Raw genomic sequence first — 15419 nt, 5'->3', positions numbered from 1 at the left:
CGGGAGGACTTCATGCCCACCGTCATCTTCCAGTTGCCCGACGGGACCGAACGCAAGGTCACCGCCGCGTCGGGGACCGTGCTCATGCAGGCGGCCGTCTCGAACGGCGTCCAGGGCATCGTCGCCGAGTGCGGCGGCAACGCCTCCTGCGCCACCTGCCACGTCTACGTCGACGCCGCCCAGTCCGAGCTGGCGGGAGGGCCGAACGACGTCGAGGACGAGATGCTGGACTTCACCGCCGCCGAACGCCGGCCCACCAGCCGGCTCAGCTGCCAGGTACAGCTCTCCGACGCCCTCGACGGCCTGGTGGTCCACGTGCCCGAGGAGCAGGTATGAGCACAGGTACGACGCGCACCGCGGGTGTGGTCGTCGTCGGCGGCGGGCAGGCCGGCTTCAGCGTCGCCTCGACCCTGCGCGCCTGCGGCTACGCCGGCCCGGTCACCGTGTGCGCCGCCGAGCCCCATCTGCCGTACCAGCGGCCGCCGTTGTCCAAGAAGGCCCACACCGAGCCGGACGAACTGCGCGTCTCCCTGGTCCCGGAGTCCTTCTACGCCGAGCGGGACATCGACCTGCGGCTCGGCGACGACGTGGTCGCCCTGGACCTCGCCGCCCGCACGGTCCGCACCCGCGCCGGCAAACGCGTGCCCTACTCCCACCTGGTGCTGGCCACCGGCGCCCGCAACCGGCCCCTGCCCGTCCCCGGCGCCGACCTGGCCGGCGTCCACGCCCTGCGCTCGCTCGACGACGCGCTGGCCGTCGGCCGGGCGCTGGCGACGGCCCGTGACGTGGTCGTCGTCGGCGGCGGCTTCATCGGGCTCGAACTCGCCCAGGTGGCCCGGGCCCGCGGCGCGCGGGTGGCCGTCGTCGAGCTGGCCGACCGGCTGCTGAGCCGGGCCGTCTCCGCGCAGCTCCAGGAACACCTGCGGCAGCGGCACGAGGAGTCCGGTGTCCGCGTCCTGACCGGGACGGCCGTGCACGCTGTCGAGGGCACGGACCGGGTCCGGCAGGTCGTGACCTCGGCCGGGATCCTCCCCGCCGACCTCGTCGTGTACGGCATCGGAGCCGTCCCCAGGGACGAGCTGGCGCGGGACGCCGGCCTGGCCGTGGACGACGGTGTGCTGGTCGACGAACAGCTCCGCTCGGTCACCGACCCGAGGGTCTCCGCCGTCGGCGACTGCGCCCGCCACCCCCACCCGCACGCGGTCGGCCCGGTCCGGCTGGAGTCCGTGCAGAACGCCACCGACCAGGGCGCGCTCGTCGGCCGGCGCCTCGCCGGGCAGCCCGCCCGGTACGAGAACCTGCCGTGGTTCTGGAGCGACCAGGGTGCCGTCAAGCTGCAGATCGCCGGGCTGCGCGTGCCCTCCGACGAGGTCCGGCTGGTGGCGGGCGACACCCCGGGACGACTCGCCGCGTACGCCTTCCGCGAGGGCAGGCTGGTGGCCGTCGAGACGCTGGACTGGCCCGCGGAGCATCTCGCGGCCCGTCGGCTCCTCGATCGGCCGACGCCGGTCCTGGCCGACGAGCTGACGGGCACGACGCTGGGCGGGCTCGCCCGCGCGAGACGGGCCGCGGAGGTGCCGTCATGACCACGACCTCCTGGTTCGGCGCTCACCTCGTGACGAGCGCGGCCGAGGCGGGCTCCCGGCCCGCCCTCGTCTTCGAGGCCCGCTCCTGGACCTACGCCGAGCTGGACCTGGCGGTCCGGCGCACGGTCGCCCGGCTCGACAAGCACGGGGTGCGCGCGGGCGACCGGGTGGTGATGCAGGGCACGGCCCGGCCCGAGGCCCTGATCACCCTGTTCGCGGTGACGCGGATGGGAGCCGTCCTCGTCCCGCTGCACCCGCAGGTGACGGGCGGCGAGCTCGCGGTCGTGTGCGAGGAGACCGCCCCGACGGCGGTGGTCGCGGGCGAGGGCTTCCCGGCGGGCACGGGCCAGCGTCTGACGTGGGAGGACCTGCATCCCGAGGACGAGGGTCCCGAGGCGCCGGTCTCCGATCCCCCGGCCGGCTCCGACATCGCGGTCATCGCGTTCACGTCCGGGACCTCCGGCCGCCCCAAGGGCGTCGCCCTCACCCACGACAACCTGTTCCGGAGCATGGCGGGCGCCCTGGCTCGGCTGCCCTTCGACGAGGACGACACCGCGCTGGTCTCCACCCCGCTGGCGCACGTCGCCGTCCTGGGCGGGCTGCCGCAGTGCACGTGGGCGCGGCGCGGGACGGTCGTCCTGGCCCCGCGCTTCGACCCGGACCTGTTCGTCGACCTGGTCCGCGACCACCGGGTCACCTGCGCCTTCGCCGTCCCCGCCATGTCCGCCCTGCTGGCCCGCCACCCCCGCTTCACCGGCGGCGACCTGGACACCCTGCGGTGGATCCTGTCCGGTGGCTCACCGGCCCAGACCGCCACCCGCGAGCAGTTCCGGGCGGTCGGGATCGGCGTGGTCAACTCCTACGGTCTGACCGAGACCAGCGCCGGGGTCACCTACTCCGCGCCCGACGAGCCGGCGACCTCCACGGGCTCCCCCGTCCCGGACGCCGAGCTGACGGTCGTGGACGCGACCGGGGCTCCCGCGCCCGTCGGCACACCCGGTGAGATCTGGGTGCGCGGTCCGTCGGTGGCGTCCGTGTACTGGACAGCCGCCGGGCCGGTGCCGGTGACCGACACGGAGGGCTGGTTCCACAGCGGTGACCGGGGACGGTTCGACGACGAGGGCCGCCTCACGGTCGTCGGCCGGCTCAAGGAGACCATCATCACCGGCGGCGAGAACGTCGACCCCGCCGAGGTCGAGAACGCGCTCGCCGACTTCCCCGGGGTCGTCGAGGTCGCGGTGTCGGGGGCGCCGGACCCCGTCTGGGGCGAGGTCGTGACCGCCTTCCTCGTCATCGACACCGGCACCCCGACCCTGGACGACGTCCGCGGTCACCTCGACGGCCGGCTCGCCCGGCACAAGTGGCCCCGGCGGCTGTGCGTCGTACCCGCACTGCCGCGCGGGGCGACCGGAAAACTGCAGCGTGCGCGGCTGACGACGCTGCTGAACGACTGACTCCCCGTCAGCGAAACCGCTCGACCCCGCTCATCACTCCACAACTCCCAGAGACAGCACCGCCGTTGGTGCCGTCTCCCCCACTCCTACCCTCAACCCGAGGAGACGCCATGAGTGCGACCATGCGAGCCGCGCGGATGCACCACGTCGGCGAGCCGATGAAGCTCGAGGAACTGCCCGTTCCCGAGCCCGGCCGTGGTGACGTCCGCGTGGCCGTCCACGCCGTCAACATCGTTCCGAACCTCGCCAACATCCTGAACATGTGGACCACCTGGTTCCCGCACAGCCCGCTCCCCACCCTGCCGGCGATCTTCGGCCTGGACCCGGCCGGGGTCGTCGAGGCGGTCGGCGAGGGCGTCGAAGGCGTCGAGGTCGGCGACCGGGTGTACGTCAACCCGGGCCGCTCCTGCGGCTCCTGTCGCTCGTGCCGCAGCGGCGACTCGATCAACTGCGCCAGTTACGCCTTCGCCGGGTACTTCGGCTTCTCCCCGACCGCCCTGAACCTGCTCGACCGCTACCAGGGCGGCCTCGCCGAGTACATGGTGGCCCCGGCGTACAGCCTGGTGAAGCTGCCGGACTCGCTGTCCTTCGAGGCCGCCGCCCGCTTCGGCTACCTCGGCACGATGTACTCGGCCCTGCGCAAGGCCGGTGCCGGACCGGGCAAGACCGTCCTGGTCAACGGCATCAGCGGCACCCTCGGCATCGGCGCCGCGCTCCTCGCGCCCGCCCTCGGCCTGACCCACGTCTACGGCACCGGCCGCGACAAGGGCCTGCTGGACCAGGTCGGCAAGCTGGCGGGCGGCCGTCTGAACCTGCACTCCCTCGACGACGGCCCGGTCGACGAGTGGATCCACGAGCAGACCGACGGCTACGGCGCCGACATCTACGTCGACGCCCTCGGTCCGGGCGCCCCGCACGAGACCTTCCGGGCCGGCATGCGGGCGATGGCACGCGGCGGCATCGCGGTCAACATCGGCGCCGTCGCAGGTGATCTGCCGATCGACATCCACCGGATGATGGACCAGCAGCTGCGCCTGATCGGCTCGGCCTGGTTCACCTCCGGCGAGGGGCAGGTCATGGCCGACATGGCGGGGGCCGGTCTGCTGGACCTGAGCCCGCTGGAGCACCAGGTGTTCCCGTTGGAGCAGGTCAACGACGCCATCGGCGGGATCGCCGAACGCAACGGCGGCTTCAGCAACTTCATCATCAGCCCGACGGCCTGACGCCGGCGAAGACTCAAGGAGACTGACGATGCACGCACCGCACACCGGGCGCCCGGCCGACCCCCTCGACCTCCTGGAACTCGACAGCCTGCTCACCCCGGACGAACGCGCCGTACGCGACGCGGTGCGCACCTTCTGCGACCGACGCGTCGACCCGTTCATCGCCGAGTGGTTCGAGCAGGGCGAGATCGAGGACATCCGCGGCCTCACCAAGGAACTCGGCGAACTCGGTCTGCTGGGCATGCACCTGGAGGGCTACGGCTGCGCGGGGATGAGCGCGGTCGACTACGGCCTGGCCTGCCTGGAACTGGAGGCGACCGACTCCGGACTGCGTTCCCTGGTCTCGGTGCAGGGCTCGCTGGCCATGTACGCGATCCACGCCTTCGGTTCCGAGGAGCAGAAGGAGGAGTGGCTGCCGCGGATGGCGGCGGGCACGGCGATCGGCTGCTTCGGGCTCACCGAGCCCGACTCCGGCTCGGACCCGGGCAGCATGCGCACGGCCGCCCGCCGGGACGGCGACGACTGGGTTCTCGACGGCCGCAAGATGTGGATCACGAACGGTTCGGTCGCCGACGTGGCCGTGGTCTGGGCCCGTACGGAGGACGGCATCCGCGGCTTCGTCGTCCCCACCGACACCCCGGGCTTCTCCGCGCCGGCCATCAAGCACAAGATGTCGCTGCGGGCGTCGGTCACCAGCGAGCTGGTCCTGGACTCCGTACGGCTGCCGGCGACGGCCGTCCTGCCGGACGTGCGGGGGCTGCGCGGTCCGCTGTCCTGCCTCAACGAGGCCCGGTACGGCATCGCCTGGGGCGCGATGGGCGCCGCGCGCTCCGCCTTCCGGGCGGCACTGGACTACGCCGGCGACCGGGTGCAGTTCGGCCGCCCGATCAGCGGATTCCAGCTGACCCAGGCCAAGTTGACCGACATGTCCCTCGAACTGTCCAAGGGCACGCTGCTGGCCCTGCACCTCGGCCGGATCAAGGACGACCGCGGACTGCGGCCCGAGCAGGTCAGCTACGGCAAGCTCAACAACACCCGGGCGGCGCTGGAGATCTGCCGTACCGCGCGCACGGTGCTGGGCGCCAACGGCATCTCGCTGGAGTACCCGGTCATCCGGCACGCCAACAACCTGGAGTCGATCCTCACCTACGAGGGCACGGTCGAGATGCACACGCTGGTGATCGGCCAGGCGCTGACGGGCCAGGCGGCGTTCCGGTGAGCGCCGGGCCGGGCGCGGACATCCGCGGGGTCGGGGTCGTCGGCTGCGGTCTGATGGGCGCGGGCATCGCCGAGGTCTGCGCCCGGGCCGGCCTGGACGTCGTCGTCCACGAGGTGAACCCGGGTGCCGCCGAGGCCGGCCGTGCCAGGATCACCGCCTCGCTCGACCGCGGCGTACGACGCGGCAAACTCTCCGGGGCGGACCGTGTCGCCGCGCTCGGCCGCCTGCGGGTCTCCACCGACCTGACGGACCTGTCCGACCGGGACCTGGTGGTGGAGGCGGCGACGGAGGACGAAAAGGTGAAGGCGGCGCTGTTCGCCGAGCTGGACCGGATCGTCGTGAGGGAGGACGCGCTGCTCGCGTCGAACACCTCCTCCCTACCCATCATGAAACTGGGCATGGCCACCGCCCGCCCGCACCAGGTGATCGGCGTGCACTTCTTCAACCCGGTGCCGGTGCTGGAGCTCGTGGAGATCGTGCCGTCGTTGCTGACGGCACCTCAGACACAGGTCCGGGCGGAGGAGTTCGTCACCCAGGTCCTCGCCAAGAAGGTGATCCGCGCCCAGGACCGGGCCGGCTTCGTGGTCAACGCCCTGCTCGTGCCGTACCTGCTCTCCGCGATCCGGATGCTGGAGTCCGGGCACGCCTGCGCGGAGGACATCGACACCGGCATGGTCCTCGGCTGCGCCCACCCGATGGGCCCGCTGAGCCTGGCCGACCTGATCGGCCTGGACACCCTCACCGCCATCGCCGAGGCGATGTACGCGGACTTCAAGGACCCGCTGCACGCCCCGCCGCCCCTGCTGCTGCGCATGGTGGAGGCCGGGCTGCTGGGCCGGAAGTCCGGGCGCGGCTTCCACGACTACTCCGAGAAGGACAACTGACCTCATGACACAGGAAGTTCGCGGTGTCGTCGCACCGGGCAAGGACGAGCCGGTGCGGGTGGAGACGATCGTGATCCCCGATCCCGGGCCCGGTGAGGCGGTGGTGAGGATCCAGGCCTGCGGGGTCTGTCACACCGACCTGCACTACAAGCAGGGCGGGATCAACGACGAGTTTCCGTTCCTGCTGGGGCATGAGGCGGCGGGTGTGGTGGAGTCCGTCGGGGACGGCGTCACGGACGTGGCGCCCGGGGACTTCGTGATCCTGAACTGGCGTGCGGTGTGCGGGCAGTGCCGGGCGTGTCTGCGGGGGCGGCCCTGGTACTGCTTCGACACCCACAACGCCAAGCAGAGGATGACCCTCGCCTCGACGGGCCAGGAGCTGTCCCCGGCCCTGGGTATCGGGGCGTTCGCGGAGAAGACGCTGGTGGCGGCGGGTCAGTGCACGAAGGTCGACGCGTCGGTGTCGGCCGCGGTGGCGGGGCTGCTGGGCTGTGGCGTGATGGCGGGGATCGGGGCGGCGATCAACACCGGCAACGTCGGCCGGGGTGACACGGTGGCGGTCATCGGGTGTGGCGGGGTGGGGGACGCGGCGATCGCGGGGTCGAACCTGGCGGGTGCGGCGAAGATCATCGCGGTGGACATCGACGACCGCAAGCTGGAGACGGCCCGCTCGATGGGTGCCACGCACACGGTCAACTCGCGCGAGTCGGACCCGGTGGAGGCGATCCGCGAGCTGACCGGCGGGTTCGGTGCCGATGTCGTGATCGAGGCGGTCGGCCGCCCGGAGACGTACCGGCAGGCGTTCTACGCCCGTGACCTGGCCGGGACGGTGGTCCTGGTGGGGGTGCCGACCCCGGAGATGAAGCTGGAACTGCCGCTGCTGGACGTCTTCGGACGGGGCGGGGCGCTGAAGTCGTCCTGGTACGGCGACTGTCTGCCCTCGCGTGACTTCCCGATGCTGATCGACCTGCATCTGCAGGGCCGCCTGGACCTGGAGGCGTTCGTCACCGAGACCATCCGACTGGACGAGGTGGAGAAGGCGTTCGAGCGGATGCACCACGGAGACGTCCTGCGCTCCGTGGTGCTCCTGTGACGTCAACTCATGTGCGGGGCTTGGCCGTTGCGGCGAAGGTGTCGGCGGCCGTGAGGTCGAAGTCGCCGTGGTCGCTGCCGAGCCCCTGCGCGACGAGAGCGGCGGCGGCGCTGCCGAGAACGGCGGCGTCGCTCGGCGCCCGGCCCAGACCGACGCCCCGCAGGTAGCCCGCCGAGAACGCGTCGCCGCACCCGGTGGTGTCGACGACGTCGACGACGAAGGCGGGAACCGGTTCCGCGCCGTCGGCCGTCACCACGAGCGCGCCCTCGCCGCCGCGCGTGACGGCGACGACGCCCGCCCCGGCGTCCAGGAGCTTGCGCGCGCCCGTCAGCAGGTCGTCCTCGCCGGTGAAGCCGAGCACCTGGTCCTCGTTGGGCAGCAGATGGTCGATGTACGGCAGAGCCGCCTCGATCTGCTCGAAGCTGCCGAGGACGCCGGGGGCGAGCAGGTCCACGGAGGTGACGACACCGTGTTCCTTGACGTACGACAGGATGCGCGTCGCGACGTCGACGCCGATCAACTCCGGTCCGCCCAGGTGCAGGTGGGTGGCCTCGGCGAGGGCGTCCCAGGGGACGTCGTCGAGGCCGTAGGTGATGTTCGCCCCGAGGAGGTGCAGCGAGGGGCGGTCGCCGTTGGGCCGGATCGGCAGGACGCTCGCGGAGGTGGCGGTGTCGGTGCGGCGGACGAGGAACTCGGTGTCGATGCCTGCCCTTTCGAGCAGTTGCACCAGCATGTCGCCCGTCGGGTCGGAGCCGATGGCGCCGGCGCTGCGCACCTGGGCGCCCAGCTTGGCGAGGGTGAGGGCGGTGCCGCCGGCGGTCCCGGCGGCGGTCATCCGAATGTCCTCGACGAGCGTCGCCCCCTGCCCCTCGGGTATCTCCTCCACGGGCCGCACCAGTACGTCCAGCACGTGCACGCCCATCGTGAAGACCTTCATCGGTTCTCCCCCTTCATCGGCTCTTCCTCCTGCGCGGGTGGTACAGGCGGTACGGGGTGGGTGCTGCCGTAGTCGCGGGCGATCGCCGCCTCGATCACCGCGAGCTGCTGCTGGTCGTCGAGGAAGCGGGGGCGGCCCATGGCGGCCGCGCGCTGGTAGACCCCGCAGGCCCATTCGAGGAGCAGGGCGTTCTCCACGGCCTTGTCGAGGGTCGTCGCGTGGGTGAGCGCGCCATGGTTCGCCATCAGGGCGGCGCTGCGGCCGTCCAGCGCGGCGAGTACCGACTCGGCGAGTTCGCGGGTGCCGAAGGTGGCGTACGGCGCGACCCGCACCGTGCCGCCGAGGGCGAGCAACTGATAGTGGATACAGGGAAGTTCGTCGATGACGCAGGAGACGGCGGTGGCCATCGGAGCGTGCGTGTGGACGACCGCGCCGGTGCCGTAGCGGCGGTAGACGCCGAGGTGGAGTTCCAGTTCCGAGGTCGGCCGCAGGGTTCCGGCCACGACGTCTCCGTCGAGGTCGACCACGGTCACCTGGTCCGGGGTGAGCCGGGCGAGGACCGCTCCGGTCGCGGTGATCGCGACCCGGTCCTCGACGCGCATGCTCACGTTCCCGGCCGTGCCGATGAGGAGGCCTGCGGCCCCCAGGCGCCGGCAGGCGTCCGCCACGGCGGCCCGCTCCTGACTCAGCGCCGAGCTTGAGGCGGTCATGGGCGTGAAGGTAGCCTAAACATGAAACAAAGTCACGTTCAGGTTTGGAGGCAGTCCCTTGGTCCAGGCGACCGCGGGCCCCGACGGCGGCACTCCCCTGCGCCGCACTCCCCGGCAGGCGCGCAGCAGGGCACGTCTGGCACTGGTGCTGGAGGCCGCCGAGCGCATCCTGGTCGGCGAGGGCGTCGAGGCGCTCACCACGACGCGGGTCGCGGCCGAGGCGAAGGTGTCGGTCGGGTCGCTGTACCAGTACCTCCCCGACCGCGGCGCGATCATCGAGGCACTGGCGGCGGGCTACTTCGCCCGCCTGGAAGCCGTCATGGACGACCTGGTGCGGACCGCGCCCCGGGAGCGGTGGGACGATCCCGTGGGCGTCCTGATCGACACGTACGCCGACGTCTACCGCACCGAACACGGCTTCCGTGCCCTGTGGTTCGGCAGCGGACTGACCGAGCGGACCCGGGCGGCGGACCGCGAGCACAAGCGCCGGATGGCCGACGGGATCCGCCGGGTCCTGCTCGCGCTGGGCGTCGCGGGCGACGACGAGGCACTCGCGCGGGCCTGCCACGCCGCGATCCTGGCCGCCGACGCACTCGCGCAGGAGGCCTTCCGCCGCGCCCCGGAGGGCGACACGGACCTCCTCGAGGAGGCCAAGGCCATGCTGCGTGGTTACCTGACGGACGTCGTGGCTCGCTACCGGCATGACGACGGCCCTCGGTACGACGGTAAGGCCCTAGGCTGACCGTCATGACCGACAGCGACCTCACCCCACAGGACTGAACCCATGGAGCTCGCCTTCACCGGCCGGGTGATCGAATGGCGCGGGCCGGCGCCCTACTACTTCGTCCGGGTACCGGGCCAGGAAGCCGCCGACATCCAGGAGGTGGCCGCGATGGCCACGTACGGCTGGGGCGTGATCCCGGTGGAGGCCCGGATCGGCGAGACCGTGTTCGAGACGTCCCTCTTCCCGAAGGACGGCGGCTACCTGCTGCCGCTCAAGGTCGCCGTGCGGAGGCCGCAGGGCCTGACCGAAGGGGACGACGTGACCGTGCGGATGGCCGTGCGGCTGTCCGCCTGACGGTTCGGACGACGAAACCCCCGAACCCGTGGGTTCGGGGGTTTGCGATGCCCTTCGGCATCTCGCTGTCGGGACGACAGGATTTGAACCTGCGACCCCTTGACCCCCAGTCAAGTGCGCTACCAAGCTGCGCCACGTCCCGAGGCGTTTCCGCGGCGGTGAGCTGCGGGAACGCGCAGGTAAACCTTACCGCACGGGGGCGGGTGCGGCGGTCGACGCCTGGTGGGCGGCCGGGGCCGACGGGCGGGTGGTGCGCGAGGCGCTGGAGGGCGAGTCGGAGTTCTTCCAGGCCTGCCGCGCGTCGCTGCACGGGGCCGGCGGCCCGCTGTTCGCGCGGGCGCGGCAGTCCGGCGTCGCCCGCACCGACATGGACTTCGGTGATCTGCCGCGCCTGGTCGCCGGTGTCACGGCGACCGCCTTCGTGGACGACGCCCAGGGCGACCGCGTCCTGGCCATCGCCCCGGACGGGGTGCGCGCCGGGCGCCGAGACACCCCGGTCAGCCCGCGAGCGGGTGGTCGGGGTCCAGCAGGGCCGCGATCCGCTCGACGATCGTCTGAGAGGTGTTGCCGGCAGGGGCGTTCGGGCCCACGGTCGTCGAGACCGCGATGGACAGACGCTCGTGCGGCTCGTACGCCATCACGGCCGCGTAGCCGAAGAAGGACGGGTTCTGCACCACCCAGCCGTTCTTGACGACGACGCCGACGCCGAAGTGGAAGGCCTTGGTCATCGGCAGGCAGACGGTGGCGGGACAGGTGTCCGTCGGGTGCCCCAGGCCGACCGTGCCCGGGTTCAGCTGCGTGCGGAAGGCGGCCGGTGAGAGCAGTTCGCCCGAGCCGACGGCCTGCCCGGAGCGGGCGAGGTCGCAGATGTCCTGGGTCAGGACCGCGCCGGGGGCCGTGGTCCAGGACGGGTTGAAGTAGGTGGACTCCTCGTAGGTGCCGCGTTCGTCGTCGTAGGCGTGCAGGACGGGCGGCGGGATGAGCGCGGTGTCGTTGTTGCGCGTGTTGCGCAGGCCGAGCGGATCCATGACCCGCTTCCACAGGAGGCGGTCGAGCGGGGTGCCGGTGATCTTCTCCAGGGCGCGGCCCAGGAGGACGAAGTTGGCGTGCGAGTAGCTCCAGTTGGTGCCGGGCTCGTACCAGAGGGGGTGGCTCAGGGAGATCCCGACGACCTCCTCCGGTGTCCAGTGCTGCCACGGGTCGGCGTAGAGCTTCTTCAGGAAGACCGGGTCGGTGACGTAGTCGTGCAGGCCCGAGGTCGAGTCGCCGAGCATGCGCAGGGTGATCTCGTCGCCGTGCGGCAGGTCGGGCAGCCAGCGCGAGACGGGGTCGTCGAGGTCCGCCTTGCCCTCGTCGACCAGTTGGAGCAGGACGGTGCCCATGAAGGCGATGCCGACCGAACCGGTGCGGAAGTGCATGGCGGGGGTGGCGGGCACGTCCGTGAGCGACTCGCCGACCGCGCCGGTGACGAGTTCACGCCCGTCGACGGTGACCTTGACGAGGGCGGCCTTGAGATCGAGGTCCTTCTTGGCCCGGCGGACGATGTCGAGGACCTGGCGGGCCTGCCCCTTGGGTTTCCGGGTGGCGGCGCACGCCTGGTCGTGGCCTTCGGGGACCGCGCTCGCCGCCACCGTCTGGAAGCTCGTGGCGAGGAGGGCGGCGGCGCACAGCAGCGCCGTACGGGTACGCGTCATACGCGCACTATGGGCTGATCGTCACACCGGCTCCGGCGCCAACACTCCGGACACCGCCGCCCCGGAACCCGTACGGAGGAGTTGACATGAAAGCTGCTTTGGTCTGACCTTTGATATGTTTCACACATCGCGTCGCATCCGGTAGAGGGGTGTCCCCGCCGTGGACTTCGAGCTGACCGAGGACCAGAACACGATCCGCAAGGCCGTCGCCGGGCTCCTGAAGGACTTCGACGACCGGTACTGGATGGAGAAGGACCGCGACCGCGCGTTCCCCGAGGAGTTCTACGCCGCCGTCGCGGGCGGCGGCTGGCTGGGCGTCACGATCCCCGAGGCGTACGGCGGCCACGGCCTCGGCATCACCGAGGCCGCGCTGCTGCTGGAGGAGGTCGCGCGCTCCGGCGGCGGGATGAACGCCGCCAGCGCGATCCACATGTCGATCTTCGGTATGCATCCGGTGGTGGTGCACGGTTGCGAGGAGCTCAAGCGGCGCACCCTGCCGCGCATCGCCACCGGCGACCTGCACGTGTGCTTCGGTGTGACCGAGCCCGGCGCCGGACTCGACACCACGAGCATCACGACGTACGCGCGCCGGGAGGGCGACCACTACGTGGTCAGCGGGCGCAAGGTGTGGATCTCCAAGGCGCTGGAGTCGGAGAAGATCCTGCTGCTGACCCGGACGTCCAGGCTCGACGAGGTGGACAGGCGCACCGACGGGATGACGCTGTTCCTCACCGACCTGGACCGCGACCACGTCGACATCCGGCCCATCCCGAAGATGGGCCGCAACGCCGTCACCTCGAACGAGTTGTTCATCGACGACCTGCGGGTCCCCGTCGAGGACCGGGTCGGCGAGGAGGGGCAGGGGTTCCGGTATCTGCTCGACGGGCTCAACCCGGAACGCATGCTGATCGCGGCGGAGGCACTCGGCATCGGGCGCGTCGCGCTGGAGCGGGCCGTGCGGTACGGCCGCGACCGGGTGGTGTTCGGACGGCCCATCGGGATGAACCAGGGCGTGCAGTTCCCGCTGGCCGACGCGCTCGCCCGGCTGGACGCGGCCGAGCTGGTGCTGCGCAAGGCGACCTGGCTGTACGACAACGGCCGGCCCTGCGGGCGGGAGGCGAACACCGCCAAGTACCTGTGCGCGGACGCCGGGTTCACCGCAGCCGACCGGGCCCTGCAGACCCACGGCGGCATGGGCTACTCCGAGGAGTACCCCGTGGCCCGCCTCTTCCGCGAGGCCCGGCTGATGCGGATCGCGCCGGTCAGCCAGGAGATGGTCCTGAACTACCTGGGTTCACACACACTGGGACTGCCGAGGAGTTACTGATGAGCAGCGGGGCTGCACTGTTCGATCTCGCGGGACGCTCGGCGCCGGTCACCGGCGCCGGTCACCGGCGCCGGTCACCGGCGCCGCGGGCGGTATCGGTTCCGCCGTGGCCGAGGCGCTCGCGCGGGCGGCGCTGCCGTTCCTGCCGGAGGACGGCCGGGGCAGGATCATCAACGTCACGTCGTCCGCCGGCCTGGTCGGCACGCTCGGCCAGGTCGACCACTCGGCCGCGAAGGCGGGGATCGTCGGCCTGACCGAGTCCCTGGCCGCGAACCGGCCCGCAGGAACATCCTCGTCAGCGCTCTCGCCCCGCCGGCCGCGACCACGATGACCGAGACCATCCGCGCGAACGAGAAGTTCGCACCGCGGATGCCGGCCCGGATCCCGCTCGGACGCCGGCCGGAGCCTGCGGAGGTCGCGGCGGCGTTCGTGTTCCTGGCCTCCGAGGCGGCGTCCTTCGTCACGGGCAGATGCTGCCGGTGGACGGCGGCATGGTGATGTGACAGTCGGCGGAGGCGGCGTATTGAATGGTTCGGCCGAAACACCGAAATCGCCGTTCCGCCAGAATTCGACGCCCTGACGAGAGGCCCGTCCCGTGCCGCGCTCCGAGCAGCCCGCCCCCCGTTTCGAGACGCTGACCGTCCCGAAGGCGTCGGACGTGCTCGCGGCAGAGGTGCGGGAGAGGATCCTGTCCGGGGAGTTCGGTGAGGGTACGGCGCTCCCTGCGGAGCGGCAGCTGGTGGAGCAGACGGGTCTGAGCCGGGCGACCGTGCGGGAGGCGCTGCGCATTCTGGAGGTCGAGGGGCTGCTGGAGATCCGGCCGGGGCGCGGGGGCGGGGCCTTCGTGCACCGGCCGGGGCGGGAGTCCCTGGCGAACACCGTGCAGCTGGTGATCCGGGGACAGCGCATCCGTCTGGAGGCGCTGCACGAGACGCGCGAGGCGATCGAACCGGCGTGCGCCGCACTGGCGGCGCGGCGCCGCACCGACCGGGATCTGGCGGAACTCGACGCGGCCCACGCGGAGTTGGTCGGGGCAGGTGAGGACGTCCAGCGGTTCCTGCGCGCCAACGTGCGCTGGCACACGGTGGTGGCGCAGGCAGGCGGAAACGAGCTGCTCATCGGTTTCCTGAGCGCGCTCTCCCGGTCGATCCACGCGGCCACGAACCTGGAGCGGTTCATGGACGCCGACATCCGTGAGCTGACCGCTCGCGCCCACGCCCGGATCACCGACGCGATCAGAGCCGGCGACGAGGCGGCGGCCGCACGGCGGATGACTCGTCATGTGTGCGGTTTCGCGCAGGCGGCGGCCGAGGTGGATCACCGCACGTCGATCTGAGAATGTGATTCTCAAATATGTGCAACACCATTGACAGTTTCGGTCTGACCTTTAATACCATCCGGGTATGAGCGAGGTGCGTCCCGTACTGACCGTGGCTGCCGACGGCGACATCCGTATCGTCACGCTGAACCGCCCCGACCGACTGAACGGCGTCTCCGCGGACCTGCACCGCAGGCTCTCCGAGGTGTGGCGCGAGCTCGCGGAGGACACCGGGGCGCGGGCCGTCGTCCTCACCGGCGCGGGCCGGGCGTTCAGCGCGGGCGGCGACTTCGATCACCTGCGCCGCCACCACACCGATCCGGAGCTGCGGGAGCGGTCGATCCGCCTGGACCGGACCATCCAGACCGAGCTGATCCGCTTCCCGCTGCCGGTCGTCGCGGCGGTCAACGGACCGGCGGTGGGCCTGGGTTGCTCCCTGGCGCTGGGCTGCGACCTGGTGCTGATGGCCGAGGACGCCTGTCTGGCCGACCCGCATGTGTCGGTCGGCCTGGTCGCGGGCGACGGCGGGGTGACCCTGTGGCCGCTGCTGACCAGCCTGCTGCGGGTGAAGGAGTACCTCTTCACCGGGGACCGTATCCCGGCCGCGACAGCGGTCGAACTGGGGCTGGCCAACCGGGTGGTGGCGAGCGATCGTCTGATGGACGAGGCGCTGGCCCTGGCCCGCCGGCTCGCCGCGCAGCCCGCCGAGGCCCTGCGCGCGACGAAGGCGGCACTGGCCGCGGTGGTCGAGCAGGTCTCGCGCGGCGGCATGGAGGCCGCGCTGCTGGCGGAGCGGGCCACGATGACGAGCCCGGACCACATCCGCATCGTCGAGGAGCTCGCCTCCCGGGCCGGCCGCCGGAGCGCCCGCCGGGCGGCAAACGAGGAGGACTGAG

The 15419-nt window shown here is 71.8% G+C and carries 17 protein-coding genes, 1 tRNA gene and 1 pseudogene; 15 read left to right on the top strand and 4 right to left on the bottom strand.

Features of this window, described 5'->3' with window-relative positions:
- The first annotated feature begins 12 nt into the window (after window positions 1-12).
- The 7 genes from OG289_RS43230 (at window position 13) to OG289_RS43200 (ending at window position 7459) form a co-directional block, all read left to right on the top strand.
- Window positions 13-336 (top strand): 2Fe-2S iron-sulfur cluster-binding protein, encoded by a 324-nt coding sequence (locus OG289_RS43230; protein ID WP_327319469.1) that lies wholly within the window; start codon window positions 13-15, stop codon window positions 334-336.
- The gene (locus OG289_RS43225; protein WP_327319468.1) at window positions 333-1586 is read left to right on the top strand and encodes an NAD(P)/FAD-dependent oxidoreductase; all 1254 of its coding nucleotides are present in this window, start codon (window positions 333-335) and stop codon (window positions 1584-1586) included. The genes OG289_RS43230 and OG289_RS43225 overlap by 4 nt, the downstream gene beginning before the upstream one ends.
- Window positions 1583-3040 carry a class I adenylate-forming enzyme family protein gene (locus OG289_RS43220; protein WP_327319467.1) on the top strand — a complete coding sequence of 486 codons (1458 nt, stop codon included), beginning with the start codon at window positions 1583-1585 and terminating at the stop codon, window positions 3038-3040. Before OG289_RS43225 ends, OG289_RS43220 begins: the two co-directional genes overlap by 4 nt.
- 110 nt (window positions 3041-3150) lie before the next feature.
- Window positions 3151-4263 (top strand): alcohol dehydrogenase catalytic domain-containing protein, encoded by a 1113-nt coding sequence (locus OG289_RS43215; RefSeq protein WP_327319466.1) that lies wholly within the window; start codon window positions 3151-3153, stop codon window positions 4261-4263.
- A 28-nt stretch (window positions 4264-4291) separates the two neighbouring features.
- Entirely contained in the window at window positions 4292-5482 is a 1191-nt protein-coding gene (locus OG289_RS43210) for an acyl-CoA dehydrogenase family protein (RefSeq protein WP_327319465.1), read from the top strand.
- On the top strand, window positions 5479-6366 hold the full coding sequence (locus OG289_RS43205) for a 3-hydroxybutyryl-CoA dehydrogenase (protein WP_327319464.1): 888 nt from the start codon (window positions 5479-5481) through the stop codon (window positions 6364-6366). The genes OG289_RS43210 and OG289_RS43205 overlap by 4 nt, the downstream gene beginning before the upstream one ends.
- Window positions 6367-6370: 4 nt before the next feature.
- Window positions 6371-7459 (top strand): S-(hydroxymethyl)mycothiol dehydrogenase, encoded by a 1089-nt coding sequence (locus OG289_RS43200; protein WP_327319463.1) that lies wholly within the window; start codon window positions 6371-6373, stop codon window positions 7457-7459.
- 7 nt (window positions 7460-7466) lie between these two features.
- Here OG289_RS43200 and OG289_RS43195 read toward each other — a convergent pair whose 3' ends face one another.
- A complete protein-coding gene (locus OG289_RS43195) occupies window positions 7467-8396 on the bottom strand; it encodes a carbohydrate kinase family protein (protein ID WP_327319462.1) in 930 nt (309 codons plus the stop codon).
- Complete coding sequence (locus OG289_RS43190; protein WP_327319461.1) at window positions 8393-9106, bottom strand: class II aldolase/adducin family protein; 714 nt, start codon at window positions 9104-9106, stop codon at window positions 8393-8395. The genes OG289_RS43195 and OG289_RS43190 overlap by 4 nt, the downstream gene beginning before the upstream one ends.
- 58 nt (window positions 9107-9164) lie before the next feature.
- On the opposite strand from OG289_RS43190, the gene OG289_RS43185 reads away from it, so the two are divergent.
- Together OG289_RS43185 and OG289_RS43180 are read left to right on the top strand one after the other, a co-directional pair.
- On the top strand, window positions 9165-9848 hold the full coding sequence (locus tag OG289_RS43185) for a TetR/AcrR family transcriptional regulator (RefSeq protein WP_327319460.1): 684 nt from the start codon (window positions 9165-9167) through the stop codon (window positions 9846-9848).
- A gap of 42 nt (window positions 9849-9890) precedes the next feature.
- Window positions 9891-10184 (top strand): DUF1905 domain-containing protein, encoded by a 294-nt coding sequence (locus tag OG289_RS43180; RefSeq protein WP_327319459.1) that lies wholly within the window; start codon window positions 9891-9893, stop codon window positions 10182-10184.
- 68 nt (window positions 10185-10252) lie between these two features.
- On the opposite strand, the gene OG289_RS43175 is transcribed toward OG289_RS43180, so the two are convergent.
- Window positions 10253-10326, bottom strand: a tRNA-Pro gene (locus OG289_RS43175).
- Window positions 10327-10428: 102 nt separating this feature from the next.
- Here OG289_RS43175 and OG289_RS43170 point away from each other — a divergent pair.
- A pseudogene (locus OG289_RS43170) lies at window positions 10429-10668 on the top strand (SbtR family transcriptional regulator); the annotation flags it as partial.
- Window positions 10669-10681: 13 nt separating this feature from the next.
- On the opposite strand, the gene OG289_RS43165 reads toward OG289_RS43170, so the two are convergent.
- Entirely contained in the window at window positions 10682-11878 is a 1197-nt protein-coding gene (locus OG289_RS43165; RefSeq protein WP_327319458.1) for a serine hydrolase domain-containing protein, read from the bottom strand.
- Window positions 11879-12038: 160 nt separating this feature from the next.
- Between OG289_RS43165 and OG289_RS43160 the strand changes: the two genes are divergently transcribed.
- The 5 genes from OG289_RS43160 to OG289_RS43140 all read left to right on the top strand — a co-directional run bounded on the left by OG289_RS43160 (window position 12039) and on the right by OG289_RS43140 (window position 15418).
- A complete protein-coding gene (locus OG289_RS43160; protein WP_327319457.1) occupies window positions 12039-13205 on the top strand; it encodes an acyl-CoA dehydrogenase family protein in 1167 nt (388 codons plus the stop codon).
- A 106-nt stretch (window positions 13206-13311) separates the two neighbouring features.
- Window positions 13312-13536, top strand: coding sequence for an SDR family NAD(P)-dependent oxidoreductase (locus OG289_RS43155; protein WP_327319456.1), 225 nt, complete (start codon window positions 13312-13314; stop codon window positions 13534-13536).
- Window positions 13533-13703 carry an SDR family oxidoreductase gene (locus OG289_RS43150; RefSeq protein WP_327319455.1) on the top strand — a complete coding sequence of 57 codons (171 nt, stop codon included), beginning with the start codon at window positions 13533-13535 and terminating at the stop codon, window positions 13701-13703. Before OG289_RS43155 ends, OG289_RS43150 begins: the two co-directional genes overlap by 4 nt.
- A 97-nt stretch (window positions 13704-13800) precedes the next feature.
- A complete protein-coding gene (locus OG289_RS43145) occupies window positions 13801-14541 on the top strand; it encodes a FadR/GntR family transcriptional regulator (RefSeq protein WP_327319454.1) in 741 nt (246 codons plus the stop codon).
- A gap of 67 nt (window positions 14542-14608) precedes the next feature.
- Window positions 14609-15418: an enoyl-CoA hydratase/isomerase family protein gene (locus tag OG289_RS43140; protein ID WP_327319453.1), complete on the top strand. Its 810-nt coding sequence runs from the start codon at window positions 14609-14611 to the stop codon at window positions 15416-15418.
- Window position 15419: the final 1 nt, after the last annotated feature.

Source organism: Streptomyces sp. NBC_01235, assembly GCF_035989285.1.
Taxonomy (GTDB): domain Bacteria; phylum Actinomycetota; class Actinomycetes; order Streptomycetales; family Streptomycetaceae; genus Streptomyces.
This window is presented reverse-complemented; position numbering and strand designations above follow the sequence as displayed.